We start from the raw sequence: 24599 nt of genomic DNA, 5'->3' as shown, positions 1-24599 counted from the left end.
TTTCGGCCACGCAGGGTGGTCCCGTCGGTCGACCGGGGAGGGGTGAATCGGGCGAACCGGGGCAAGTGGTGGCGGAAGCCGACTACCGTGTGGCAACGTCCAGGACACGTGGATGTAACGATCGCCATTTCTTGCAGAAACTTGCTGCAAGGACTTTCCGTCGATCTTTCACCGCTGTTAACTTCCTTCCCGAGCCCGACGGCAGCAACGGTGCGGTCGGCACGAGGCAGCCATTATGCGCCTGTCTCCGAACATCTCGGGCACCCCCACCCTCCCAAGGAGTTCTCATGCGGCGTGGCATCGCGGCCTCTGCCCTCGTTGTGGCCCTCGCGGTCTCGATGGCTGCCTGTGGCAGCAGCGGCTCCAGCTCGGACGGCAAGGCCGACGGGCCGGTCACCCTCACGTACTGGGACACGTCGAACGCCACCAACGAGGCGCCGAACTACCAGGAGCTCGTGAAGAAGTTCCAGGCCGCCAACCCGAACATCACGGTCAACTTCGTCAACGTCCCGTTCGACCAGGCGCAGAACAAGCTCCAGACCGCGATGGGGGCCAAGGGCGCTCCGGACGTGTTCCGCTCCGAGGTCGGCTGGACCGCCGCCTTCGCCAAGGCCGGCTACCTGGAGCCGCTGGACGGCACCCCGGCCGCCGCCGACACCTCCGCCTTCCAGCCCAGCCTGATCCAGCAGGCCAAGTACGAGGGCAAGCTGTACGGCGTCCCGCTGGTGACCGACACCCTCGGCCTGCTCTACAACAAGGAGCTCTTCGCGAAGGCCGGCATCACCGCGGCGCCGAAGACCTGGGACGAGCTGAAGGCCGACGCCGCCGCCGTCAAGGAGAAGGCCGGCGTGGACGGCTTCTGGCTGAAGGCCGCCGACGGCTACTACGCGATGCCGTTCCTGTTCGGCGAGGGCACCGACACCGTCGACGCCGCCGGCAAGAAGATCACCGTCACCTCGCCGGAGGCCGTCAAGGCCGTCGAGACCTACAAGACGATGTTCACCTCCCCCGGCACCGCCAAGGCCGACGTCACCACCGACGCCTACGCGCACATGATGGACGCCTTCAACAGCGGCAAGGTCGCGGCGATCATCCAGGGCCCCTGGGAGATCACCAACATCTACAAGGGCTCGGCCTTCGCCGACAAGAGCAACCTCGGCATCGCCGCCGTTCCCGGCGGCTCCGCGGGCAAGGCCGGCGCCCCCACCGGCGGCCACAACATCGCCGTCTACGCCGGTGCGGACAAGGCCCACAAGGCCGCCGCCGAGAAGTTCGCCGCCTTCATGACCTCGGCCGAGAGCCAGGCGTTCATCGCGCAGAAGAACTCCACGCTGCCCACCCGCTCCGACGCCTTCACCGCCGACGTCAAGGCCGACCCGGGCATCGCGGGCTTCCAGAGCATCCTGGACAGCGCCAAGCCGCGCCCCGAACTGCCCGAGTACAGCTCGCTGTTCGCCTCGCTCGGCACCAACCTGGGCAAGGCCGTCCAGGGCGGTTCCACCCAGGACGCGCTGAACACCGTCGCCACCGACTACGCCAAGCTCCTGCCGGGCTTCGCCAAGTAGTCCCCGAGCCCGGCCTGCCGCCCCCGGCAGGCCGGGCCGTCGGCTCCCAGTCGGCTCAATCGGCTCAATCGGCTCCGTCGGTTCCGCCGGTTCCGTCGGTCCCGTCGGCCCCCGAGAACCCCCCGAGAAGGTGCAAACGATGTCAGTCGCCGTGCAGGGCGCCACCGGCAAGGGCAGCCGGGAGCGCGAGCAGCGTCCGAGCCTGCGGGAACGCGTCAAGCGCTCCTACGCCAAGCACTGGTACGCCTACGCGATGATCGCCCCGGTCGTGCTGGTGCTCGGCGCGCTGGTGATCTACCCGCTCGTCGAGGGCGTCTGGCTCACCCTCACCGACGCCAACAGCCTCAACGTCGCCCGCAAGATCGGCGTCAACGAGATCCCGGCCAGCTACAACTTCGTCGGCTTCCACAACTACGCCGACATCCTCTGGGGCCCCGGCTCGTACGACCGCTTCTGGTCGCACTTCGTCTGGACCATCGCCTGGACGGCGGTCTGCGTCTTCCTGCACTACAGCCTCGGCCTCGGCCTCGCCCTGCTGCTCAACAAGAAGCTGCGCGGGCGCGCCGCCTACCGGATGCTGCTCATCCTGCCCTGGGCCGTGCCCACCTTCGTCACCGTCTTCTCCTGGCGCCTGATGCTCGCCGACGGCGGCGTCGTCAACGGCATCCTCTCCGCCCTGCACCTGCCCGAGCCCGGCTGGCTCACCGACCCGTGGGCGCAGAAGGCGGCCGCGATCCTGGTGAACACCTGGGCCGGCGTGCCGTTCATGATGATCTCGCTGCTCGGCGGCCTGCAGTCGATCCCGGCCGAGCTGTACGAGGCCGCCGAGATGGACGGCGCCACGCCCTGGCAGCGCTTCCGGCACGTCACGATGCCCGGGCTGCGCGCCGTCTCCTCCACCGTCGTGCTGCTGGGCGTGATCTGGACCTTCAACCAGTTCAACGTCATCTTCCTGCTGTTCGGCACCGGCGCCCCCGACGCCCAGCTGCTGGTCACCTGGGCCTACCGCCTCGGCTTCGGCCAGATCCCCCGGGACTACGCGCAGTCCGCCGCGTACGGCGTGATCCTGCTGTCCATCCTGATCGTCTTCACCGCCTTCTACCGGCGCTGGCTCGCCCGCAACGAGCAGGCCAACGGCTGAGGCCCCGGACCCAGTTGACCCACGAAGGCAGGTAACCCGATGAGCACCACCACCGAACGCCCGGCCCCCGCGGCGACCGCGGCCCCGGCCGCCCGGCCGGCCAAGGTCCGCCGGCGCGGCGAGAGCAGCCCGCTGGTCCGGGCGCTGTCCCACGGCACCCTGACCGTGGCCAGCCTGATCGCGCTGTTCCCGGTCGGGTGGATCCTCTTCGTCTCGCTCGGCCCGGACAAGACCGACTACCTCCACCCCGGCCAGATCCTCGACAAGCTCACGCTGTCGAACTACCAGCACGTGCTGTCCGACACCGACTTCTTCACCTGGTTCGGCAACGCCCTGCTGGTCTCCGGCATCACCACCGTCTTCGGCGTGCTGCTCGCCGCGACCACCGGCTACGCCGTCTCCCGGATGAAGTTCCCCGGGCACAAGCCGCTGATGTGGTCGCTGCTGGTCACCCAGATGTTCCCGATCGCGGTGCTGATCGTGCCGATGTACACGATGCTCTCCGAACTCGGCCTGCTGGACAGCTACACCGGTCTGATCCTGGTCTACTCGACCACCACCGTGCCGTACTGCGCCTGGCTGCTGAAGGGCTACTTCGACACCATCCCGGTGGAGATCGACGAGGCCGGCCGGGTCGACGGGCTCAGCCCGTTCGGCACCTTCTGGCGGCTGGTGCTGCCGCTGGCCCGCCCGGGCCTGGCGGTCGCCGCCTTCTACTCCTTCCTCACCTACTGGGCCGAGGTCCCGTTCGCCTCGACGTTCATGCTCAGCTCCGACAAGTACACGCTGGCCGTCGGCCTGCAGACCTTCGTCAGCGAGCACGACGCCCAGTGGAACCTGATGGCCGCGACCGCGGTGCTGATCGCGATCCCGTCCGCGGCGTTCTTCTACCTGGTGCAGCGCCACCTGGTCACCGGCCTGACCGCCGGTGCCTCCAAGTCGTGACGCCTGACGCCGCACACCACGCGCGCAAGGCTCCCCGCTCCTCCGATCCCCAAGGGATACCGTCCATGACCCAGAACCTGGCCGACACCCCCCGGCCTGTCGCCGACACCGCCCACGAGGCGGCCACCCCGGCTCCTGCGGCGGGCGGCACCTCCAGAGACTGGTGGCGGGACGCGGTCATCTACCAGGTCTACCCGCGCAGCTTCGCCGACTCCAACGGCGACGGCATGGGCGACCTGCCCGGCATCCGCAGCCGCCTGCCCTACCTGCGCGACCTCGGCGTGGACGCGGTCTGGCTCTCGCCGTTCTACGCCTCGCCGCAGGCGGACGCCGGCTACGACGTCGCCGACTACCGCGCGGTGGACCCGATGTTCGGCACCCTGCTGGACGCCGACGCCCTCATCCGGGACGCCCACGAGCTGGGCCTGCGGATCATCGTCGACCTGGTCCCCAACCACTCCTCGGACCAGCACGAGTGGTTCCAGCGCGCCCTGCGCGAGGGCCCCGGCTCCCCGCTCCGCGACCGCTACCACTTCCGCCCCGGCAAGGGCGACAAGGGCGAACTGCCGCCCAACGACTGGGAGTCCATCTTCGGCGGCCCGGCCTGGACCCGCACCGAGAACCCGGACGGCACCCCCGGCGACTGGTACCTGCACCTCTTCGCCCCCGAGCAGCCCGACTTCAACTGGGAGAACCGGGCCGTCGCCGACGAGTTCCGCTCGATCCTGCGCTTCTGGCTCGACATGGGCGTGGACGGCTTCCGCATCGACGTCGCCCACGGCCTGGTCAAGGCCCCCGGCCTGCCCGACCTCGGCGGCGCCGACCAGCTCAAGCTGCTCGGCAACGACGTCATGCCGTTCTTCGACCAGGACGGCGTGCACGAGATCTACCGCAGCTGGCGCGAGATCCTCGACGAGTACCCGGGGCAGCGGATCGGCGTCGCCGAGGCCTGGACCCCGACCGTCCAGCGCACCGCCAACTACGTCCGCCCCGACGAGCTGCACCAGGCCTTCAACTTCCAGTACCTGGGCACCGATTGGGACGCCACCGCGCTGCGCGAGGTGATCGACCTCTCGCTCGACTCGATGCGCCCGGTCGACGCCCCCACCACCTGGGTGCTGTCCAACCACGACGTCACCCGGCACGCCACCCGCTTCGCCAACGAGCCCGGCCTCGGCACCCAGATCCGCACCCCCGGCGACCGCGCACTCGGCCTGCGCCGCGCCCGCGCCGCCACCCTGCTGATGCTCGCGCTGCCCGGCTCCGCGTACGTCTACCAGGGCGAGGAGCTCGGCCTGCCGGACGTCACCGACCTGCCCGACGAGGTCCGTCAGGACCCGTCCTTCTTCCGCCAGGCCGGACAGGACGGCTACCGCGACGGCTGCCGCGTCCCGATCCCGTGGTCCGGCACCGAGGCCCCGTACGGCTTCGGCCCGGCCGCCGGCGGGCCGTCCTGGCTGCCGCAGCCGGCCGCCTGGGCCGAGCTGAGCGTCGAGGCGCAGACCGGCGACCCCTCCTCCACCCTGGAGCTCTACCGCAGCGCCCTGGCCGTCCGCCGGGCGCAGGCCGACCTCGGCGCCGGCACCGGGGTCGAGTGGCTGGACGGCCCCGAGGGCACCCTCGCCTTCCGCCGCGGCTCCTTCGTCTGCACCGTGAACACCACCGGCGAGCCGGTGCGGATACCGGCCCCGGGCGCGCTGCTGCTGGCCTCGACCGAGCTCGTGGTGGACGGCGGCGAGACGGTGCTCGCTCCGGACAGCACCGGCTGGTGGGCGGTCTGACGTGGTTGCAATAGGCTCTGGGACCGTGACTACGGCGCGACTCTCAGACATCGCGGCACAGGCGGGGGTCAGCGAAGCCACCGTCTCCCGCGTGCTCAACGGCAAGGCGAACGTCTCGGCGGCCACCCGGCAGACCGTGCTGGCGGCCCTCGACGTGCTCGGCTACGAGCGGCCGACCCGGCTGCGCCAGCGCAGCGCCGGGCTGATCGGGCTGATCACACCGGAGTTGAGCAACCCGATCTTCCCCGCTCTGGCGCAGGTGATCGAGCAGGCGCTCAGCCGGCACGGCTACACGCCGGTGCTGTGCACCCAGACCCCGGGCGGATCCACCGAGGACGAACTGGTGGAGATGCTGGTGGACCGGGGCGTGGCCGGCATCGTCTTCGTCTCCGGGCTGCACGCCGACACCACGGCCGACCACGACCGCTACGCGCGGCTGTCCGGGCGCGGGGTGCCGTTCGTGCTGATCAACGGCTTCAGCGAGAAGATCGACGCGCCGTTCATCTCGCCGGACGACCGGGCCGCGATGTGGATGGCCGTCCAGCACCTGGCCGAACTCGGGCACGAGCGGATCGGGCTGGCCGTCGGGCAGCGCCGGTACGTGCCGGTGCTGCGCAAGATAGAAGGCTTCACGGCGGCGATGCGCGAGGTGCTCGGGCGGACCGAGGAGGAGGCCGAGAACCTCGTCCACCACACGCTGTTCAGCGTGGAGGGCGGACACGCGGCGGCCGGCGCGCTGCTCGACAAGGGCTGCACGGCGATCGTCTGCGGGAGCGACATGATGGCGCTCGGGGCGATCCGGGCGGTGCGGCAGCGCGGGCTGTCGGTGCCGCAGGACGTGTCGGTGGTCGGCTTCGACGACTCGCCGCTGATCGCCTTCACCGAGCCGCCGTTGACCACGATCCGCCAGCCGGTCGAGGCGATGGCCACGGCCGCGGTGGACGCGCTGCTGGAGGAGGTCGGCGGGAACGCCGCCCAGCGCGGGGAGTTCATGTTCCAGCCGGAGCTGGTGATGCGCGGCTCGACCGGGGCCTGCGCGCGCTGAACCCCGGCCGTACGACCGACTGAAGGGCCCCGGAGGGCAGTTGGCTCTCCGGGGCCCTTCGACGTGCGGTCGGTGGGCCCTCACTCGCGACGGGCCGGCCCTCGCGGGCGGGGGATTCAGCCCTCCTGGGCGGTGGGGCGGTCGACGGTGAGGCGGTGGCCGTCGGCCGATTCGCCGGTACGGGTCTCGGTGCGGCGGCCGCGGGCCAGGTAGTCGCGCAGGACCAGTTCGACGGCGTCCTGCGGGTTCTTGGTACCGGAGAGCATCATCGCGTCGATCGCGAGGTTCGCGTCGAGCGTGACGGTGACCTGGGCCATGTGACTCCTCCTCGGGTGCAGAGCAGCAGCATGCCCGCCCGTGCGGGGTTCCACCACGGAATTCGCCGGAACCCCGGGGCGCCGCAGGGGAAGCGGCCGGGGCCCGCCCGACCTCCCGGGCATGCCGGAACCCCCGGGGAGGAGCGATCGGACTCTCCCCGGGGGCGGCTCAGCCTTCGGCTGCCCGTCGTGCTCAGACGCGGCCGGCGAAGTCCGGGGCCCAGGCGGCCACGGTCATCTCGCGCACGCCCGCGCTCGGGTTGGCGGCCTCGACGTACTTGCCGCCGCCGACGTAGATCGCGACGTGGTAGACGCCCGAGTCCTGGCCGTTGTTGGACCAGAACAGCAGGTCACCCGGCTGCAGGCTGTCCAGCGAGACGTGGGTGCTGGCGGCGGCCTGGTCGGCGGCGACGCGCGGGACGGAGATGCCCGCGGCGCGCAGCGCGGCCTGGGTCAGGCCGGAGCAGTCCCAGCCGCCGTTGCCGGTGCCGCCGTAGACGTAGGCCTGGCCGACCTTGGACTCGGCGAAGGAGACCGCGGCGGCCATGCTGCCGGTCGCGGCCGGGGCCTGGGTCTGCGCCGGGGCGGCGGGCTTGGCGGCCGGGGCCTGGGTTTGGGCGGCCGGCTGGGCGTTCACGGAACCGCCGTTCGCGGACTGACCGGACTTCTGCGAGCGGTTGAACCAGGTGAAGTCCGAGCCGGACTTGCCCGTGGTGGCGGCCTGGTCGGTCGAGGCCGACTGCTGGGCCTGGCCGTCGCCGAAGGACAGGTGCTGGCCCGGGTAGATGGTGTCGGGGCCGTCGGTCAGGGTGGCGCGGTTGAGGTCGTACAGCCGCTGCCAGCCGCCCTGCACGTTGTGCTTGTCGGCGATCGAGGACAGCCAGTCGCCCGCGACGACGGTGTAGTCGCCGTCCTGGGTCCACTGGTGACCCTTCTGGGCCCAGTCGCTGGTCGCGGAGCCGGTGGCGGCCTTCGCGTCGTCCTGGGCGGGCGCGGCCGGCTTGGCGGCCGGGGCCGGGGTCTGCGCCGGCTTGGCGGCCGGGGCGGCGGGCTTGGCGGCCGGAGCGGCCGGAGCAGCGGGCTTGGCGGCGGTCGAGCCGGCCGAGGTGTCGACGGCGGCCGGGGCGCCGCCCTTGGTCAGACCGGCCTTGACGGAGCAGACCGGCCAGGCGCCGGGGCCCTGCGAGGCGAGGACCTTCTCGGCGACCGAGATCTGCTGGTCCTTGGTGGCCAGGTCGGCGCGCGAGGCGTAGGCGGAGCCGCCGAAGGCCGACCAGGTGCTGGAGGTGAACTGCAGGCCGCCGTAGAAGCCGTTGCCGGTGTTGATGGCCCAGTTGCCACCGCTCTCGCACTCGGCGACCTTGTCCCAGGTGGCGACGGAGGCGGCGGAGGCGGTGCCGGTGACGAGGCAGGGGATCGTGAGGCCGACGCCCGCGACGCCGATGGCGGCGATCACGCGACGGGTGCGGCTGGACAGACGGGTGCCATTGGTGGGCAGCATGAAGACGCGATCCTCTCCCACGCCTGCGAGGTGAGCTGTCGGATTCGGGCTGGAGTTGCCCGGCCGCGCGCTGCGCGGCTTCACCCCTAGCCCTGGACCGTTCCGAAGACCGGTCCGGGGCGACTTACCTGTGGGTCCCCCGCTCCTGCCGTGATGCGTTTTCGCGCTGCCAGGACATCCGACGGCAGGACTCGGCGTCGCGGATGAACTGGGTCCGTGTGGCCACGAACGGGGAGCACGTTAAGCAGACTTAAGTTCAAACTGCAAACACCTGTGACGCGCATCACGGTTTAGCGGGAACTGCCAAAATGGCTATCGATCATGATCGGAAATGATCGTTTTCCGGCAATCCTTTTGCGGATGCCCACAACTGTCTTCGCCTCAGACGTGGCGTGACGGTGTGTCGAAGCACAATGCGGCGCACTCGCCGGACCGGGGGAGTGTCCGGGATTCGAGCGCCGGGGGGTGCGCCTGCCATTTACGCCGAAAAACACCAGAACGGACATTACATTTCATTGCCCGCTTAACTCTCGTACGGTGCAAGCCGCAAGGACATGGGGCGTGGCGCGTGGGGCGCGGCGCGTGGCGGGTGGGACGCGGAGGGCGCGCGAGGTGCGGCGGGAACGACGAAAGGGCCCGGAACGGAAGTCGTTCCGGGCCCCGTGAGCGCGCGGAAGGGCGCGCGGTGTCCAGTTACTGCCCGACGGGCCCCTCGGCGGCCGCGTGGGCGCCGCGGACGCCCTCGACGGCCCCCTCGGCCCCGGCGGCGGCCGCGGCCTCCGCCTCGGCGCGCGCCAGGTCCTCGGCGGACGGCGCGGGCAGCGCGGCCAGGTAGGTGGAGGCGATCAGCTGGCCGACGGTCGGGTAGGCGCCCAGCGGAGCCGCCGACGGGCAGCCGGTCTCCTCGGCGGCCGTGGCGAGCAGCTCGGAGTCGGCCTCGGGGCCGATCACCAGCGGGGCCAGCGCGGGGCGCTGGGAGCCGGTCTCCTTGAGGTGGTTGACGGCCGCGGCGACCGAGCCGGGCACGTCGAGGGCGGCGGCCACGACCGGGACGGCCAGCCGGGCGGCCAGCAGCACGCCGGTGATGCCGGCCGCGGCGGCCGCGTCCTCACCGCCGACGGTGGTCAGGACCACGCCGTCCGCGGCGGTCGCGATGGCGAACAGCCGGGCCCGGTCGGCGCGGGCCAGCCCGGCCTCGGAGAGGCGGACGTGCACGGCCTCGGCGAGCAGCGGGTGCGGGCCCAGCGCGTCGGTGACGGGGGCGCCGTACTCGGCGGCGAGCGCGTGGAGTTCGGTCAGGAAGCCGTGCGGACCGGGCACCAGCGGCACCAGGACGGGCATCGGCAGCCCGGCCTCGGCGGCCAGGGCCAGGAGTTCGGCGACGGTGCGGTCCTCGCCGCCCCCGGCCTCGGCGGAGTCGCCGGGCAGGTAGCCGACGGCGGCCTGGACGCCGTTGTGCTCGCTGCGGACGATCGAGAGCAGCTCCTCGACGACCGACCGGGACTCGGGCCCGGCGGCCGCGGGCACGGCCAGCACCAGTGCCGGGGCGCCGGAGGGGATCTCGGGGCGCTCGGGACGACGGTGGCGCCCCCGCGCACGGGAGCCTGGAGTGCGGACGGGCAGTGGCGCGCCCGGGATGGCTGCGGTGCTCATGCCGGAGATCGTAGGACATCGGCCCGTCAGGCCTGCAGTCGGCTGCCGTACGGGTTGCGCGCGGCCGGGGTGCGGATCCGGTGTGCCCGCGGTGTCGATCCGGTCGGTTTGCCGACAATTCGGACATTCCTCACCCAACCCCCGTGCGGGCGCGGACCATTGCCTTGACGTACTCAATGACGCGTGGCGTTGCAGGTGTGGCGCGTGAGATGTCTCACAGGCTCCAGGTCGCCTGACGGAGCGTCACAGAGATGCGACTCCCGGCATCCGAAGATCAACATTCAGCGGGGAGCCGCTCACGGCCGGTTATCGGAGGCTCGACGATTCCATCGGCTATGTCCGTTTACGTACCGTCAGGAGAAGGCCCCGTGAAGACTTCGGGGCTCCGGGTGAAAAGCCCCGTGCACCTGCAATGTCCCGTGCTGATGCACGTGCACTGCGGCTATCATCGCGTCAAGTGAGGCGTTGTGCCGGGCCGGTACGGGGCCGGTCCGTTCGTTCGGCGGTGCCGGGGGCGCCGCGCTGGACGACAACTCCGGAGCTCTTCGGGAGATTTCTATGCACGACTCGCACGACTCGCAGGATTCGCAGCACACGCACGGCTCGTACGACACCTACAACGGGATGGCCGCCGCCGATCTCCAGGGGGTGGTCTGGCAGAAGAGCCTGCACAGCAACTCCCAGGGCAACTGCGTCGAGTTCGCGGCCCTGCCGGGTGGCGACGTGGCGATGCGCAACTCGCGCTTCCCGGACGGTCCGGCGCTCATCTACACCAGGGCCGAGATCGCGGCCCTGCTGCTGGGGGCCAAGGACGGGGAGTTCGACCACCTGGCGGTCTGACCGGCCGCCGTGCTTCACCATCGGGGGGCCGTCGTGGGTGCCGACACCACGACGGCCTTTGTCTTTTGCCGGGTCTTCGCCCGGGTGTCCTCGCGGGTCTCTTCCCGGGCGCCCTTCCGGCGCGTGTCCGGGGCCGCCCTGCGGTGCGGTCCGTCGACCGGGCCATGCGGAAGGGCCCGGGGTGTGGTCCTCCCGGGACTTCCCTCGGCCAGACGCTCGGTCGGCCACTCGACCGGTCACTCGGCCAGGCACTCGACCGGCCACTCGACCGGGCACTCGGCCAGGCACTCGACCGGCCACTCGACCGGGCACTCGACCGGGCACTCGACCGGGCATTCGGCCGGCTACCCGTCGCGCCGCCGCTAGGCCGAACGCCGGTGCCGCCCACCGGCGTCGAACGGCCCGCCGAGCGCGTCCAATGCCGAACGGCCACCGACCCCCGCGTGCGGGTCGAACGCGCCGTCCGCCGGCTCCGCCTCGAACATGGCCCAGACCACCTTGCCGCTGCCCAGCGGGTGCCAGCCCCAGGAGCGGCTGAAGGACTCCACCAGGTGCAGTCCGCGGCCGGATTCGGCGACGAAGTCCGCTTCCCTGGCCACCGGGCCGGCACTGCTCGGATCGCTGACCGCGCAGACCACCTGGGGTGCGCGGTGCACCAGGCTTATTCGGATCGGCAGCCGCCCGTCCGGGGTCGGCTGTGTGGGAAAGTCGTACTCGCCCGGGGCGCCGCCCGTCGGGTCGGGCCGTGCGCCGATCGCATGCCGGAGCGCGTTCGTCACGAGCTCCGAGGCCACCAGCGCGACGTCGTCGAACAGCTCCGGCAGTCCCCAGCGCTGGAGCGTGGTCCGGGCGAAGTCGCGCGCGGTTCTGACGGCTTCGAAGCGAGGAGCGAGCGTACAGGTGACCACATGGGGGTCAACCGCCAAAGCCGTACCGGTGCTCATGAAGAGCTCCTCCCATAAGGGGGCGGACACGGCTGGACCCGCCGGGGTCATGCCGGTCACCTCCGACTCGCTCGGCCGCTCGGCCGCTCCCTCGACCAGGCGCGCGCGCACTCGAACGCCCGATGGCGCGGGGGACGCCGTCGGGCCGGTGCACGGAGTCGCGCGTGGGGTGGACGCGGAACCCGCGGGATTGCCAGGGATGTGCAGGTGCACGTGCACCATGGTGGTGTGCGCTCACTGCAGATGCAAGAGTCGATTCACGTGCAGTCGCACTATTGGCATATGCAAGCGCCGGATGCACGTGCATCCTGGTGTGAGGAGTGCGGAACTGATAGGAACATCCGTCAGTATCGGCACCGTGAGCGCTCAACTGATGGCAGACTGTGCGCTGTTTGCCCTAGGTGGAGGTTTCGACCGCATGACCACAGTTCAGCCGGGCGGCGGCTCGATGGTCCGCCGGATCCTCCTCGGCTCGCAGCTACGTCGCCTGCGTGAGGCGCGCGGCATCACCCGCGAGGACGCGGGCTACGCGATCCGGGCCTCCGAGTCCAAGATCAGCCGAATGGAACTCGGGCGCGTCAGCTTCAAGGAGCGCGACGTCGCCGACCTGCTCAGCCTGTACGGCGTCGACGACGGCATCGAGCGGGAGGCCCTGCTCGGCCTGGTCCGCGAGGCCAACAAGTCCGGCTGGTGGCACAGCTTCAACGACGTGCTGCCGGGCTGGTTCCAGACCTACGTCGGCCTGGAGGAGGCCGCCCAGCTGATCCGCACCTACGAGGTGCAGTTCATCCCCGGGCTGCTGCAGTCCGAGGAGTACGCACGGGCGGTTTTCGGCCAGAGTCGGCCGGTCATCAGCGAGGAGGAGATCGAGCGGCGGGTCAGCCTCCGCCTGCGCCGCCAGAAGCTGCTGACCGAGGGCGGCAGCCCGCGGCTGTGGGCGGTCATCGACGAGGCCGCGCTGCGCCGGCCGGTCGGCGGGCCCAAGGTGATGCGCGGTCAGGTGCAGTACCTGATCGACGTCGCCGAGCAGGCCAACGTGGTGATCCAGGTCATGCCGTTCCGCTTCGGCGCGCACGCGGGCGAGTCCGGTGCGTTCACGATCCTGCGCTTCCCGGAGCAGGACCTCGCGGACGTGGTCTACCTGGAGCAGCTCACCAGCGCGCTCTACCTGGACAAGCGGGACGACGTGGACGCCTACATCCAGGTCATGGAGCGGCTCTGCGTGGACAGCCTCACGCCGGAGCGCACCATAGACCTGCTCGCCTCGATCCTGAAGGAGCGCTGAGCCGCTGCCACCCGGGGTCGGTGAGGTCTCTCCCTCACGGGCCCCCGGGCAGTAGGCCGCCACCGCCAGGTCGCCGATGCGAGGCCGCCACCGCCAGGCCGCCGATGCGAGGCCGTCACCGCCAGGTCGCCGATGCGAGGCCGCCACCGCCAGGTCGCCGATGCGAGGCCGCCACCGCCAGGCCGCCCACCCGCCGTCAGCCGCGGGCCGGCGGCCTTTCGCGTTCCGGCGGGTGGGGCTGCGGCGGGCGGCCGAGGTGCCAGGCGAGGTCGTAGCGGCGGAAGAGGTCGGCCCTGATCGGGGCCAGCGGGATCTCGGCGCCCGGCAGCAGCACCCCGATGCACCCGCCCATCAGCGCGCTGCGCAGCACCGCGTGCTCGGCGACCGGGTCCGGCGCGCCCCAGTCGCGCAGCAGTCCCTGCAGGATCGCGCCGAGTTGCTGCTGCTCCGGGTCCTGGACGAAGGCGCCGGTGTCCGGGTCGAGGATCAGGGCCAGGTGCGAGCGCATCACCCGGGGGTGTTCCATCGCCAGTGCGAGGACGGCGTCGATGGCGCGGGCCAGCCGGTCCTCGGGGGTGGCGCCGGGAACCAGTTCCGCCAGCGCGCCGGAGAGCGCCTGGTGCATCATCCGGTGCGTCGCGGACTGCATCAGCAGCCGTTTGCCGTCGAAGTAGTAGGAGAGCAGCCCGCGGGCCAGTCCGGCCCGCTCGGCGATGTCGGTGAGGGTGGTGCCCGCGTAACCGCGCTGGTCAACGAGTTCGACGGTGGCCCGCATGATGCGTCGACGGGAGCGCTGCCGCATCTCCTCATTGACCGAATCCCCGCGAGGTGCCATCGTGACTGCTCCGAACGTTCGTTGGCTCCGGGCCAATATACTGGCGAAGCCGACAGCCGCCCTGTGGAACCGCGCCCCGGCGGGCGCCGCCCGGGCGGCCGGTACGAAGACGGCCGGCTCCACCAACACGGGGGTTTGGTGGAGCCGGCGCCATTGCCCCACGGCCTGGGTTCGGCCGGGGGCGGGGCCCGCGGTGCGGTGCTCGATCAGTGCTCGGTCAGGACTCCGGTCCGGGCCTTCGCCGACCCGGTCGACTGATAATCATAATCCGGCACCGGTGCGGGAGTTGAATTCCGGCGTCGGTCCACCAGCGCTCCGACCGTCGCGACCACCAGGCCGACCAGCGCGACCGCGGCGACGAACACCAGGGCCGGGCGGTAGCCGTCCAGCTGGGCCTGCGGGCTGTCCCCGCCCGCGCTGCCGGCCGTGATCAGCGCGGTCGCCCCGGCGAGCACCACCGCGGTGCCGACCTGGATCGCGGTGTTCACCAGGCCCGAGGCCAGGCCCTGCTCCTCGTCGGCCACGCCGTCGGTGGCGGCGATGTTCACCGAGGGGAAGGCCAGCGCGAAACCGACGCCGAGCAGCAGCATCGACGGCAGCACCAGGCCCAGGTAGGAGCTGTGCTCGTCCAGCCGCAGGAAGAGGGCGAAGGCGCCGACCAGGGACAACAGGCCGATCGGCAGCAGCCGCCCGGTGCCGAAGCGGTCCACGATCGGGCCCATGAACGGTGCCGAGAGGGCGATGAACGCGCCGGCGGGCAGCAGCCCGAGGGCCATCTGCAGGGCGGACCAGCCGAGCAGGTGCTGCAGGTAGAGCGTGACCACGAACTGGAAGCCGCCGTACGCGCCGGTCATCGCGAAGGCGACCAGGTTGGCCCGGGCGACCGAGCCGTTGCGGAAGATGCCGAGCCGGACCAGCGGGTGCGCGGCGCGGCTCTCGATCCGCAGGAAGGCGGCGGCCAGCGCGACGACCACGGCCAGCGAGCCGAGCGTGCGCGGGCTCAGCCAGCCGGCGCCCTGGGCCTCGGTGACGGTGAACACCAGCAGCAGCACGGTGGCGGTTCCGGTGATCGCGCCCAGCACGTCGTAGCCGCCCTTGGCGCGCTCCTCGACCGGGCGGGGGAGCAGGCGGACCGCGAAGACCAGGGCGAGCAGCGCGACCGGGACGGGCATCAGGAAGGTCCAGCGCCAGCCGACCGAGGTCAGCAGGCCGCTCAGCACCAGGCCGAGCGAGAAGCCGCTGGCGGCGCAGGTGGTGTAGATCGACAGGGCCCGGTTGCGGGCCGGCCCCTCGGCGAAGGTCGTGGTGATGATCGACAGGCCGGCCGGGGCGGTGAACGCGGCGCTGACGCCCTTGAGGAAGCGGGCGGCGATCAGCAGTCCGCCGTCGTCGACCAGGCCGCCGGCCAGCGAGGCGGCGGCGAAGACGGCCAGGGCGACCAGGAAGACCCGGCGTCGGCCGAGCAGGTCGGCGGCGCGGCCGCCGAGCAGCAGCAGGCCGCCGTAGCCGAGCACGTAGCCGGAGACCACCCATTGCAGGGTGGAGGTGGACAGGTGGAGTTCGGTGCCGATGGAGGGCAGGGCGACGCCCACCATCGAGACGTCCAGGGCGTCCAGGAACATGGCGGCGCAGAGTACGAGCAGGGTGCCCCAGAGGCGGGGTGTCCAGTGCGGCCCGCTGGTTGACGAGGCGTCGGGGGACGTGACGGTCGCGGTGGTCATGGGGAGGACAGTACATGCGTGTGCATTCAATGCAAATGAATTAGATGTGAACGCAATAATTTCCTGTGCACGTGCTAGGCTGGCGGCGTGGCTGAACTCGACTCCCCGGCGGAGGCCGGTCTCGTCGCGCAGTGGCGCGAGCTGCTGGCGCGGCACGCGGCGGCCGCCTGCACGCTCGACCGCGAGCTGGGCGACCGGTTCGGGCTGGGCATGAGCGAGTTCGAGGTGCTGGAGCGCCTCGTCGAGGGGTGCGCCGCCAATGGTGCCCACGCGCTGCGGGTGAGCGATCTGGCACCCACCGTCCACCTGAGCCAGAGCGCGCTCTCCCGGCTGATCGCCCGCCTGGAGAAGGCCGGACTGGTCACCCGGGCGATGTGCGAGAGCGACCGGCGGGGCATCGTGCTCACCCTCACCGACGCCGGCCGGGAGCGCTACGAGCAGGCCAGGCCGCTCCACCGCGAGGTGCTGGAACTGACCCTCGGCGGCGAGCCCGCCAAGGGCTGCGAAGTCCCGTCGGGCTGACCGGCGGGAAGGGCTCGGGCTGTTCGGTTCAGAGGAGACCGTCGGTTCAGAGGAGTGAGCGCAGGCCCGGGGCGACGGCGAGCAGGACGGCCGCGGCGGGGGCGGCGAGAGCCGCGACGGTGAGCTGCAGCCGGTGCGACACGGAGAGCCGCGGACGCCCCGCGAGCAGTCGGTCCACCCGCTTCGGGGACTGTGCCAGCCCGGGCGGGCAGGAGCCGAACACCCCGCGGTCCAGGTTGAGTTCGGCCAGTGCGAGGGCGGTGGTGTGCCGGCCGTGCCGGCGTGCGGCCCGGTCGTCGGCCGCCAGCTCGACCAGCTCCGCCACCTGGTCCCGGAAGGCGCGGAAGACGCCCACGCCCGGGAAGCCGGTGGCGAGCGCCTGCGAGAACTGCTGCAGCCAGTGGTGCCGGGCCCGGACGTGTCCGCGCTCATGGCTCAGCACCGCCGCCAGCTCCCGGTCGGTCAGCTGCTGGAGGGCGCCGGTGGTGACCACCAGGCGGGAGTTCGGGCCGGGCAGCGACCACGCCTCGGGGCGGACGTTCTCCAGCACCACCAGCCGCTCCCGGCGGCTCCGGGCGGCTTCGATCGACTCGGGCAACTCCGGTGCTCGGGTCGCCAGTTGGGCGTGTCGACGGTCGCGCAGCGCCTTGGCCGTCCACACCTCGCGGGTGAGCGCCAGCACCGTCTGCACCCCGCCGGCCGCCAGTACCGCGGCACACAGCCGGCCCCAGCCCTCGGCGTCCTGCAGACCGTACGCGTCCTCCACCCCGTGCGGGGCGCCCGCGAACACCAGGGCGCGCAGCTCCGGCAGGGCCGCGGAGGAGGCCAGCACCAGTCCCAGCGCGCAGCACAGCAGCACCGCCACCACGAGGCACTGCCACACCAGCAGTGCCAGCACCGGTTCGCGCTCCACCCAGCGGGCCCGGGTCAGCAGCCGGGGCGCGGCGGTCGAGAGCAGCAGTCCGAGCAGCAGCAGGCCGATCAGGGCAGGCATCGCATGGGCTCCCCGAGTACGCACGGAACGCGACAGCGCGCTCGCCGCCAACCTATGCGCTGGCGACGCCCGGTGGAACGGCTTTCGACCGGCCAGTGACCAACGCCACGCGGGCGGCGGGCGCTTGGCACGCGAACCGGGCCCAGGCGGTCGTCACATGGTCAGGAGCATGGCGAACATGCCGATGCCCATGGTGAGTCGGCAGGCCTGGGGCAGGCCGGCGGTGCCGACCGCGAGGGTGCCGCCCGGGGTGCGCAGCAGGCGGCTGCCGGCCCAGACGGTGTACCCGCCGAAGTAGAGGAGCAGGGGGCCGGTCAGCAGCGGGTCGCCCAGGCCGGCCGCGTGGTGGTGCTGGTGGCCGGGGGGCGCCGCCATCGCGAGGGCCATGTACGTCATGGCGAGCGCGCCGACCGCGTGGTGCAGCCGGTGGGCCCGGCCGGCCGGGGCGTGTGCGGCGGCGAGCAGGAAGGCGGCCGCGGGGAGGCCGAACAGCGCGGCCCAGACGGCGGCGGGGACGGTGGCGCCGGTGACGGCCATCGCGGCCATGCCGAGTCCCATCAGGGCCTCGGCGGCATCGGACTCCCGGGCGAGCGGGCGGTGCGCGCCCGATGCGCAGGGCGCGGGGGAGCGGCGCAGCCGGGCCAGGCAGGAGGCGCCGGCGGCCGCGGTGAGCAGGGCGAGTAACCAGGTGACGAGGATCGGTCCGTGCAACGGCGGCCTCCCGGGGCGACGGGCGACCGGGAGGCGGCGGACGGCTGTCGCCCTCCGCCGTCCCCCGTCCGCGGTGACGGTCGTCCCGTCCACGATCACCGCCGCCGCCTCGGTGCGACCAGGGCGCGTACGGGGGCGCACGGTGGTGACCGTCGTTGTGAAGCTCCGGGCCGCACACCTCCCGGCACCTCCCGACGCCTTCCGGCACCTCCCGACGCCTTCCGGCACCTCCCGACGCCTTCCGGCACCTCCCGACGCCTTCCGTTGCCGCCGCGTACCGCCGTCGGCCGTCGGGCCTCAGCCCTGGAGCCGTCCCGAGGCCATCACCCGGCTGAGGAAGCGCCGGGTCCGCTCCTCCCGCGGATCGCCGAACACCTGCTCCGGCGGCCCCTGTTCGAGCACCACCCCGTCGTCCAGGAAGCAGACCCGGTCGGCGACCTCGCGCGCGAAGCCCATCTCGTGGGTGGAGATGACCATCGTCATCCCCTGCTCCTTGAGGTCCCGCACCACCGAGAGCACCTCCCCGACCAGCACCGGGTCGAGCGCCGCGGTGATCTCGTCCAGGAGCAGCAGCCGGGGCCCGGTGGCCAGCGCCCGGACGATGGCGACGCGCTGCTGCTGCCCGCCGGAGAGCCGGTCCGGGTACTCCTTCGCCTTGGCCGCCAGCCCGAGCCGGTCGAGCAGCTCCAGCGCCCGCGCCTCCGCCTCGGCCCGCGCGACGCCGTGCACCCGGCGCGGTGCGAGCGTGACGTTCTCCAGCACGGTCATGTGCGGGAACAGGTTGTACGACTGGAACACCACGCCGATCCGGCGCCGTACGGCGTCCTCGTCCGCCCGCGGATCGGTGATCTCCTCGCCGTCCAGGAAGATCGCGCCGTCGTCGATGCCCTCCAGCAGGTTGACGCACCGCATCAGCGTGGACTTCCCGGAGCCGGACGCCCCGATCAGCGCCGTCACCGAGTGCTCGGGCACGGCGAGGTCCACGTCGCGCAGCACCACCTGGGCGCCGAAGGTCTTGCGCACCGACTCCAGCCGGAGCACCTCCGCGGTCACACCGCACCTCCCTGGAACTGCCGCCGGTTCATCCGCGCGGTCAGCCAGTCGGCGAACCGGGTCAGCGGAACGGTCAGCACGATGAACACCAGACCCGCCAGCAGGTACGGCGTGAAGTTGAAGGACCGCGACGCGATGATCTTCGCCGCGTACACCGCGTCGATCGCGCCGCCGATCGAGACCAGCCCGGTGTCCTTCTGCAGGCTCACCAGGTTGTTGAGCAGCGGCGGCACCACCCGCCGGACGGCCTGCGGCAGCACCACGTACCGCATCGCCTGCGCGTTGGTGAGCCCGAGCGACCGCGCCGCGGCCCGCTGGCTCGGGTGCACCGACTCGATGCCGGAGCGGAACACCTCCGACACGTACGCCGAGTACGTGAGCACCAGCGCCGCCCCGCCCAGCAGCAGCGGATCGGTGGTCACCCCGGTCAGCCGCAGCGCCGGCACGCCCGTGATCATCACCAGCAGGCAGATGATCATCGGCAGCCCGAGGAAGAAGTCCACGTACGCGGTCACCAGCAGTCGCACCGGCAGGAACACCGGTCCGCGCAGCGTCCGCAGCACCGCGAGCAGCAGGCCGAACACCATGATCAGCACCCCGCAGCCCAGCATCAGCTCCAGGTTGAGCCGCAGTCCCTTCAGCACCTCGGGCAGCGCCTGGCGGGCGTAGTCGAGGTTGAAGAAGGTCCGTCGGGTCACCTCCCAGCCGGGGGAGTTGACGATCAGCAGGTAGAGCGCGACCGCCGTCGCCAGGGTCGACGCGGCGGCGATCAGCGCCGAACGGCGGGCCCGACCGCGCCGGTACGCCTCGTGCGCGAGCCGCCGCTCGGACGGGCGGTAGCCGTCGTCCGCGACCGTTCCCTTCGCGAGGGCCGCACCCGTTCCCTTCGCGAGACCCGCGTCCGCGACCGCGATGTTGTCCGTGCCCGCGGCACCGTCCGCCGCGGGCTCCCCGTCCACGCCGGGGCTCATGTCAGCGCTCACTTGAGCACCGGTGCCGAGACGGCGTCGGAGAGCCACTGCTTCTCCAGCTTCGCCAGCGTGCCGTCCGCGCGCAGCGCGTCGACGGCCTGCGTCACGCAGCCGGTCAGCTTGGAGCCCTTGTCCAGCACCAGGCCGAACTGTTCGCCCCGCCCGGACGCCTCGAACTGGCCAACCACCTGGGCCTCCGGCACCTCGGCGCCGGTGATGTAGAAGGCGGTCGGCAGGTCCACCACCAGGGCCTCGATCTGGCCGTTCTTGAGCGCGGCCTTGGCGAGGTCGTTGGAGTCGAAGACGGCCGGCTGGCTGTTCGGCTTGATGGTGCCGGTGATGGTGTCCAGGCTGGTGGTGCCGACCTGCGCGCCGAGCTTGGCGTCCTTGAGGTCGGCGATGCTCTTCGCGCCCGCCGCCTTGGAGTTCTTCAGCGCGATGACGGCCTGGCGCACGTCGTAGTAGCCGGAGGAGAAGTCCACGGCCTGCTTGCGCTCGCCGCTGATGGACACCTGGTTGATGTCGAAGTCGAAGTCCTTGGCGCCGGGCGCGGTGGCCTTGCCGAAGGGCGCGACCACCCAGCTGACCTTGGACTTCGGGTAGCCCAGCTTCTCCGCCACCGCGTAGGCCACGGCCGACTCGAAGCCCTTGCCGTTCTCCGGCTTGTCCTCGGTGAACCAGGGGTCGTACGCGGGCTTGTCGGTGCCGACGGTCAGCGTCCCGGCGGTGCGCGTCGCCAGCGCCCCCGGCGCGCAGCCCGCCGCCGTGCCGGCCGTACCGGAGGCACCGGAGGCGGCGTCGGACTTCGGGTCCTGCGGCGCGCACGCGCTCAGCGCGCCCGCGGCGGCGACCAGCGCGGCGAGGGACAGGACGACGGACGGCTTGCGGAGAGTCATCTCGGGGCTCCAGAGGAAGGACCGGGCGGAACGGAAAGGCGGGACGGGAGGGCGCGGCGGGGCGGGCCGGTCCCGGCGGGTCACTTCCCCCCGGTGGCGGCGCCGGAACACACGCGGCATGGTCGGCGTACGGGCCTACGTCCGCGGCGCCCCCCGAGCCGGACCGGCAGCAGTCGGGTCGACGGCGGCCGGGCAGCGGCCGGTGGCCGGGTCAACAGCAGCGGCGACAACAGCTGCGACAAGAGCGGCGACGGCGGCAGCACGGACGGTGCGCGCGACAGCGACAGCAGGAGCGGACGTGTCGACGGGAGGGCGCCCGGAACGGGCTGTCGTGGCCTGCGGCCACCGTGATCACCGCCGGGAGCATGCCGGGAGGTTCGCATCAGAGCAGCTCATCTGTCCAGAACATCCAGATCAGCGTCCACATGCCGGACAACAGGCCTCCGGCGCAGGTTTTCGGGCCGGAGCGGCACCGCGCCGCAGCTTTGCCTGTCCGGGCCCCCTTGAACGGGAGAACCTTTCGTACTTATGGTGTCCCCGTTGAAATAACTCCTGTCGAAGTGAGTCCACGATGCAGAATCTTTCGCCAAGGCTCGCAGCGGCGGCCGACGCCCCGGTCTCGACCTTCGCCGGCCACCCGGCCTGGCTGCGCCTGAAGGAGGCCGTCGAGACGCTGCGCCCCCTGCAGTCCAAGGACGGCTCGATCGACCTGGCCGCCGTCCAGCGGCACACCGTCGACCCGCTGGTGGCGACCGTCCGCGCCGCCGTCGAGGAGCTCGCCCCGAACTTCCCGCACGACGCCGCCTACCTCGCCGCCGTCGACGCGGACCTCGCCAAGTGGGCCGACACCGGCTACCGCGAGCCCGACTTCCTGGACTCGCTGCTGGCGTTCCAGCCCGCCGACCAGCGCGAGGACGGCCTGGAGCACCTCGTCGTCTTCCCGATGTACACCCAGAACGGCAACCCGGACCGCAACCTGGAAGCCGTCCTGCTGCGCGTCGTGTGGCCCGACTGGCTGGCCGAGCTGGAGCGCACCCGCTTCGACAACCCGATGTTCGTGCCGATCACCTTCACGGACTTCACGGCCGGTTACGACACCAACTCCGCCGTGCTCTTCCCCGAGACGGTCTCCGTGCGCAAGGCGCCGGAACGATTCACCTGGGGCGGCATCTTCTGCGACCGCGAGGCCGCCCGCTTCCGCGCCGTCTCCACCAGCGCCGTCCAGCAGCTCGGCCTGGAGATCCCCGCCGACGCCGAGGGCCTGCTCCAGGACCAGCAGCGCGCGCAGGAGACCTTCGTCCTGTGGGACCTCGTCCACGACCGCACCCACAGCCACGGCGACCTGCCCTTCGACCCCTTCATGATCAAGCAGCGCAGCCCGTTCTGGATGTACGGCCTGGAGGAGCTCCGCTGCGACCTCACCACCTTCAAGGAGGCGGTGCAGCTGGAGTCCGAGGGCAACTCGCACGCCCGTGACGTCCAGTACGCGATCCTCTTCGACCGGATGTTCCGCTTCCCGGTCAGCGGTGACCGCGTGCGCAACTACGACGGCCTCGGCGGCCAGCTGCTCTTCGCCTACCTGCACAAGCACGACGCGCTGCGCTGGCGCGACAACCGCCTCAGCATCGACTGGGAGCGCGCCCCGCAGGTCACCAACGCGCTCTGCGGCGAGATCGAGAAGCTGTACCGCGACGGCATCGACCGGCCCAAGCCGGCCCACTGGATCGCCGCGTACGAGCTGGTCTCCCGGTACCTCACCCCGCACCCCGCCTCCACCTGGGCGAAGGGCCCCGAGGCCCTGCCGCTCGACATCACCGACGGCAAGGCCCTCAACAAGGCCCTGTGCGACGCCGTGCTCCCGGACGAGTTCCCGCTGAGCATGTTCTACGAGGCCCTCAACAAGAAGCTGAGCGGCGTCATCGCTTCCACCACCGGCATCACCGGTAACGGCATCCAGGGAGTCGCCGCGTGACCACCTCCACCAACGCCCCGCTGGCCGGCAAGGTCATCGCCGTCGCCGGAGCCAGCGGCCCGGCCGGCCGCGCGGTGCTGCGCCGCCTCGCCGCCGACGGCGCCACCGTGATCGGTGCCGACATCGACGCCCAGCGCCTGGAGTCCGCCCTGGACGCCACCCGCGTGGCCGTGCGCGGAGCCAAGGTCAGCGGCCAGGTCATCGACCTGCTCGACCCGCAGGAGGTCCACGACTGGGCCGACCACCTGGAGTCCGAGCACGGCCACGTCGACGGCCTCTTCCACCTGGTCGGCGGCTGGCGCGGCAGCAAGACCTTCTTCGACAGCAGGCTGGACGACTGGGACTTCCTGCACGACACCGTCGTGCGGACCCTCCAGCACACCTCGCTCGCCTTCCAGCCCGCGCTGGTCCGCAGCCCGGCCGGCCGCTACGCGATGATCTCCGCCTCGGCCGCGCACAAGCCCACCGCGGGCGGCGCCGCCTACGCGGCCGCCAAGGCCGCCACCGAGGCGTGGACCCTCGCGATGGCCGACTCCTTCAAGAAGGAGACCACCGACCCGAGCGGCGAGCCCACCGCGGCGGCTGCGATCCTGGTGATCAAGGCGCTGGTCAGCCCTGAAATGCGGGCCGAGAAGCCGGAGGCGAAGTTCGCCGGCTTCACCGACACCGCCGACCTCGCCGATCACCTGGCGGGCCTCTGGGACCGCCCCGCAGCAGAACTGAACGGACAGCACCTGTGGCTGACAGCCCGATGACCGACCTCACCCGTACGGACGCGGTACGGCGGCACGACCCCGCCGTCCGCGGCTTCGCCAGCGACAACTACGCCGGCGTGCACCCGGAGGTCCTCGCCGCGATCGCGCTCGCCAACGGCGGCCACCAGATCGCGTACGGCGAGGACGACTACACGAACCACCTGCAGGACGTCTTCCGCCGCCACTTCGGCGACAAGGCCGAGGCGTACCCCGTCTTCAACGGGACCGGCGCCAACGTGGTCGCCCTCCAGTCGCTGCTCCCGCGCTGGGGCGCCGTGGTCTGCGCCGAGACCGCCCACATCCACGTGGACGAGGGCGGCGCCCCGGAGAAGATGGGCGGCATCAAGCTGCTCACCGTCCCCACCCCGGACGGCAAGCTCACCCCCGAGCTGCTCGACCAGCAGGCCTGGGGCTACGGCGACGAGCACCGCGCGCAGCCGCTCGCGGTCTCGATCACCCAGAGCACCGAGCTCGGCACCCTCTACACCGCCGACGAGATCCGCGCGATCACCGAGCACGCCCACGAGCTGGGCATGCTCGTCCACGTCGACGGCTCCCGCCTGGCCAACGCCGCCGCCTCGCTCGGCCAGCCGCTGCGCGCCTTCACCACCGACGTCGGTGTGGACGTGCTGTCCTTCGGCGGCACGAAGAACGGCCTGCTGTTCGGCGAGGTCGTGGTGGTGCTCAACCCGGAGCGGGTGCGCAACATCAAGTACCTGCGCAAGACCTCGATGCAGCTGGCCTCGAAGATGCGGTTCGTCTCGGTCCAGTTCGAGGCCCTGCTCTCCGGCGACCTCTACCTGCGCAACGCCGGCCACGCCAACGCGATGGCCAGCCGCCTGGAGGCCGCGGTCCGGAACATCGACGGCGTCGAGATCGTCCGTCCGGTCCAGGCGAACGCGGTCTTCGCGATCCTCCCGCGCGACGTGAGCGAGCGGCTGCAGAAGCGTTACCGCTTCTACTTCTGGAACGAGCACACCGGTGAGGTGCGCTGGATGTGCGCCTTCGACACCACGGAGGCCGACATCGACGCCTTCGCGGCGGCCATCGTCGAGGAGATGGGCCGCGCCTGACGGTGCCCGAACAACGAATCGCCCCTGCCCGGGAGTCCGGGCGGGGGCGATTTGCATGTGGCGGGTCGGTCCCCGTACA

Annotated in this window: 22 protein-coding genes and 1 riboswitch; of the genes, 11 read left to right on the top strand and 11 right to left on the bottom strand. The window is 71.8% G+C overall.

What is annotated here, in order from left to right; genetic code table 11:
* Positions 1–287 precede the first annotated feature (287 nt).
* The 5 genes from IE332_RS03515 (at position 288) to IE332_RS03495 (ending at position 6477) form a co-directional block, all read left to right on the top strand.
* On the top strand, positions 288–1565 hold the full coding sequence (locus tag IE332_RS03515; protein ID WP_189913593.1) for an extracellular solute-binding protein: 1278 nt from the start codon (positions 288–290) through the stop codon (positions 1563–1565).
* A 139-nt stretch (positions 1566–1704) separates the two neighbouring features.
* A complete protein-coding gene (locus IE332_RS03510; protein ID WP_189913592.1) occupies positions 1705–2706 on the top strand; it encodes a carbohydrate ABC transporter permease in 1002 nt (333 codons plus the stop codon).
* 39 nt (positions 2707–2745) lie between these two features.
* Entirely contained in the window at positions 2746–3651 is a 906-nt protein-coding gene (locus tag IE332_RS03505; RefSeq protein ID WP_189913591.1) for a sugar ABC transporter permease, read from the top strand.
* A gap of 65 nt (positions 3652–3716) precedes the next feature.
* Complete coding sequence (locus tag IE332_RS03500; RefSeq protein WP_189913590.1) at positions 3717–5432, top strand: glycoside hydrolase family 13 protein; 1716 nt, start codon at positions 3717–3719, stop codon at positions 5430–5432.
* Between the two features lie 25 nt (positions 5433–5457).
* Positions 5458–6477 carry a LacI family DNA-binding transcriptional regulator gene (locus IE332_RS03495; RefSeq protein ID WP_189913589.1) on the top strand — a complete coding sequence of 340 codons (1020 nt, stop codon included), beginning with the start codon at positions 5458–5460 and terminating at the stop codon, positions 6475–6477.
* 116 nt (positions 6478–6593) lie between these two features.
* Here the strand turns inward: IE332_RS03495 and IE332_RS03490 are convergent, their stop codons facing one another.
* The 3 genes from IE332_RS03490 to IE332_RS03480 form a co-directional block, all read right to left on the bottom strand.
* The gene (locus IE332_RS03490) at positions 6594–6794 is read right to left on the bottom strand and encodes a hypothetical protein (protein WP_189913588.1); all 201 of its coding nucleotides are present in this window, start codon (positions 6792–6794) and stop codon (positions 6594–6596) included.
* Positions 6795–6987: 193 nt separating this feature from the next.
* Positions 6988–8295 carry a transglycosylase family protein gene (locus tag IE332_RS40605; protein ID WP_189913587.1) on the bottom strand — a complete coding sequence of 436 codons (1308 nt, stop codon included), beginning with the start codon at positions 8293–8295 and terminating at the stop codon, positions 6988–6990.
* Positions 8296–8302: 7 nt separating this feature from the next.
* Positions 8303–8463: riboswitch (cyclic di-AMP (ydaO/yuaA leader) on the bottom strand.
* Positions 8464–8988: 525 nt separating this feature from the next.
* Positions 8989–9948 carry a sirohydrochlorin chelatase family protein gene (locus tag IE332_RS03480; protein ID WP_229928274.1) on the bottom strand — a complete coding sequence of 320 codons (960 nt, stop codon included), beginning with the start codon at positions 9946–9948 and terminating at the stop codon, positions 8989–8991.
* A gap of 558 nt (positions 9949–10506) precedes the next feature.
* On the opposite strand from IE332_RS03480, the gene IE332_RS03475 reads away from it, so the two are divergent.
* Positions 10507–10788 carry a DUF397 domain-containing protein gene (locus IE332_RS03475; protein WP_189913586.1) on the top strand — a complete coding sequence of 94 codons (282 nt, stop codon included), beginning with the start codon at positions 10507–10509 and terminating at the stop codon, positions 10786–10788.
* A 362-nt stretch (positions 10789–11150) separates the two neighbouring features.
* On the opposite strand, the gene IE332_RS03470 is transcribed toward IE332_RS03475, so the two are convergent.
* On the bottom strand, positions 11151–11732 hold the full coding sequence (locus IE332_RS03470; RefSeq protein WP_229928273.1) for an ATP-binding protein: 582 nt from the start codon (positions 11730–11732) through the stop codon (positions 11151–11153).
* A 418-nt stretch (positions 11733–12150) separates the two neighbouring features.
* Here IE332_RS03470 and IE332_RS03465 point away from each other — a divergent pair, with 418 nt between their 5' ends.
* Complete coding sequence (locus tag IE332_RS03465; protein WP_189913585.1) at positions 12151–13017, top strand: Sco1979 family transcriptional regulator; 867 nt, start codon at positions 12151–12153, stop codon at positions 13015–13017.
* Positions 13018–13213: 196 nt separating this feature from the next.
* Here the strand turns inward: IE332_RS03465 and IE332_RS03460 are convergent, their stop codons facing one another.
* Positions 13214–13819 carry a TetR/AcrR family transcriptional regulator gene (locus IE332_RS03460; protein ID WP_229928272.1) on the bottom strand — a complete coding sequence of 202 codons (606 nt, stop codon included), beginning with the start codon at positions 13817–13819 and terminating at the stop codon, positions 13214–13216.
* A 239-nt stretch (positions 13820–14058) separates the two neighbouring features.
* On the bottom strand, positions 14059–15573 hold the full coding sequence (locus tag IE332_RS03455) for an MFS transporter (RefSeq protein ID WP_189913583.1): 1515 nt from the start codon (positions 15571–15573) through the stop codon (positions 14059–14061).
* An 87-nt stretch (positions 15574–15660) separates the two neighbouring features.
* Here IE332_RS03455 and IE332_RS03450 point away from each other — a divergent pair, with 87 nt between their 5' ends.
* Positions 15661–16095, top strand: coding sequence for a MarR family winged helix-turn-helix transcriptional regulator (locus IE332_RS03450; protein WP_189913582.1), 435 nt, complete (start codon positions 15661–15663; stop codon positions 16093–16095).
* A gap of 46 nt (positions 16096–16141) precedes the next feature.
* On the opposite strand, the gene IE332_RS03445 is transcribed toward IE332_RS03450, so the two are convergent.
* From IE332_RS03445 to IE332_RS03425, 5 genes are all read right to left on the bottom strand, one after another.
* Positions 16142–17089 carry a M56 family metallopeptidase gene (locus IE332_RS03445; RefSeq protein WP_189913581.1) on the bottom strand — a complete coding sequence of 316 codons (948 nt, stop codon included), beginning with the start codon at positions 17087–17089 and terminating at the stop codon, positions 16142–16144.
* A 153-nt stretch (positions 17090–17242) separates the two neighbouring features.
* Positions 17243–17800, bottom strand: a complete 558-nt coding sequence (locus IE332_RS03440; RefSeq protein ID WP_189913580.1) for a DUF5134 domain-containing protein — start codon at positions 17798–17800, stop codon at positions 17243–17245.
* A gap of 297 nt (positions 17801–18097) precedes the next feature.
* Positions 18098–18853 (bottom strand): amino acid ABC transporter ATP-binding protein, encoded by a 756-nt coding sequence (locus IE332_RS03435; RefSeq protein WP_308437518.1) that lies wholly within the window; start codon positions 18851–18853, stop codon positions 18098–18100.
* Complete coding sequence (locus IE332_RS03430) at positions 18850–19836, bottom strand: amino acid ABC transporter permease (protein WP_229928271.1); 987 nt, start codon at positions 19834–19836, stop codon at positions 18850–18852. Before IE332_RS03430 ends, IE332_RS03435 begins: the two co-directional genes overlap by 4 nt.
* Positions 19833–20720, bottom strand: coding sequence for an ABC transporter substrate-binding protein (locus IE332_RS03425; RefSeq protein ID WP_189913579.1), 888 nt, complete (start codon positions 20718–20720; stop codon positions 19833–19835). Before IE332_RS03425 ends, IE332_RS03430 begins: the two co-directional genes overlap by 4 nt.
* Positions 20721–21291: 571 nt before the next feature.
* On the opposite strand from IE332_RS03425, the gene IE332_RS03420 reads away from it, so the two are divergent.
* The 3 genes from IE332_RS03420 to IE332_RS03410 are packed head-to-tail and all read left to right on the top strand — an operon-like array spanning position 21292 to position 24520.
* Positions 21292–22692 (top strand): DUF6421 family protein, encoded by a 1401-nt coding sequence (locus IE332_RS03420; RefSeq protein ID WP_189913578.1) that lies wholly within the window; start codon positions 21292–21294, stop codon positions 22690–22692.
* Positions 22689–23447, top strand: coding sequence for an SDR family NAD(P)-dependent oxidoreductase (locus tag IE332_RS03415; protein ID WP_189913577.1), 759 nt, complete (start codon positions 22689–22691; stop codon positions 23445–23447). Before IE332_RS03420 ends, IE332_RS03415 begins: the two co-directional genes overlap by 4 nt.
* Positions 23444–24520: a threonine aldolase family protein gene (locus tag IE332_RS03410; protein WP_189914061.1), complete on the top strand. Its 1077-nt coding sequence runs from the start codon at positions 23444–23446 to the stop codon at positions 24518–24520. Before IE332_RS03415 ends, IE332_RS03410 begins: the two co-directional genes overlap by 4 nt.
* The last annotated feature ends 79 nt before the right edge of the window (positions 24521–24599 follow it).

This window comes from Kitasatospora xanthocidica (genome assembly GCF_014656195.1).
Classification (GTDB): domain Bacteria; phylum Actinomycetota; class Actinomycetes; order Streptomycetales; family Streptomycetaceae; genus Kitasatospora; species Kitasatospora xanthocidica.
This window is presented reverse-complemented; position numbering and strand designations above follow the sequence as displayed.

Bases quoted from the DNA above. Each gene is read 5' to 3' on its own strand.
- IE332_RS03475 (WP_189913586.1), top strand. From the start codon at position 10,507: ATGCACGACTCGCACGACTCGCAGGATTCGCAGCACACGCACGGCTCG.
- IE332_RS03460 (WP_229928272.1), bottom strand. From the start codon at position 13,819: ATGCGGCAGCGCTCCCGTCGACGCATCATGCGGGCCACCGTCGAACTC.
- IE332_RS03500 (WP_189913590.1), top strand. From the start codon at position 3,717: ATGACCCAGAACCTGGCCGACACCCCCCGGCCTGTCGCCGACACCGCC.
- IE332_RS03465 (WP_189913585.1), top strand. From the start codon at position 12,151: ATGACCACAGTTCAGCCGGGCGGCGGCTCGATGGTCCGCCGGATCCTC.
- IE332_RS03510 (WP_189913592.1), top strand. From the start codon at position 1,705: ATGTCAGTCGCCGTGCAGGGCGCCACCGGCAAGGGCAGCCGGGAGCGC.
- IE332_RS03420 (WP_189913578.1), top strand. From the start codon at position 21,292: ATGCAGAATCTTTCGCCAAGGCTCGCAGCGGCGGCCGACGCCCCGGTC.
- IE332_RS03480 (WP_229928274.1), bottom strand. From the start codon at position 9,948: ATGAGCACCGCAGCCATCCCGGGCGCGCCACTGCCCGTCCGCACTCCA.
- IE332_RS03425 (WP_189913579.1), bottom strand. From the start codon at position 20,720: ATGACTCTCCGCAAGCCGTCCGTCGTCCTGTCCCTCGCCGCGCTGGTC.
- IE332_RS03455 (WP_189913583.1), bottom strand. From the start codon at position 15,573: ATGACCACCGCGACCGTCACGTCCCCCGACGCCTCGTCAACCAGCGGG.
- IE332_RS03490 (WP_189913588.1), bottom strand. From the start codon at position 6,794: ATGGCCCAGGTCACCGTCACGCTCGACGCGAACCTCGCGATCGACGCG.
- IE332_RS03445 (WP_189913581.1), bottom strand. From the start codon at position 17,089: ATGCCTGCCCTGATCGGCCTGCTGCTGCTCGGACTGCTGCTCTCGACC.
- IE332_RS03505 (WP_189913591.1), top strand. From the start codon at position 2,746: ATGAGCACCACCACCGAACGCCCGGCCCCCGCGGCGACCGCGGCCCCG.
- IE332_RS03470 (WP_229928273.1), bottom strand. From the start codon at position 11,732: ATGAGCACCGGTACGGCTTTGGCGGTTGACCCCCATGTGGTCACCTGT.
- IE332_RS40605 (WP_189913587.1), bottom strand. From the start codon at position 8,295: ATGCTGCCCACCAATGGCACCCGTCTGTCCAGCCGCACCCGTCGCGTG.
- IE332_RS03410 (WP_189914061.1), top strand. From the start codon at position 23,444: ATGACCGACCTCACCCGTACGGACGCGGTACGGCGGCACGACCCCGCC.
- IE332_RS03515 (WP_189913593.1), top strand. From the start codon at position 288: ATGCGGCGTGGCATCGCGGCCTCTGCCCTCGTTGTGGCCCTCGCGGTC.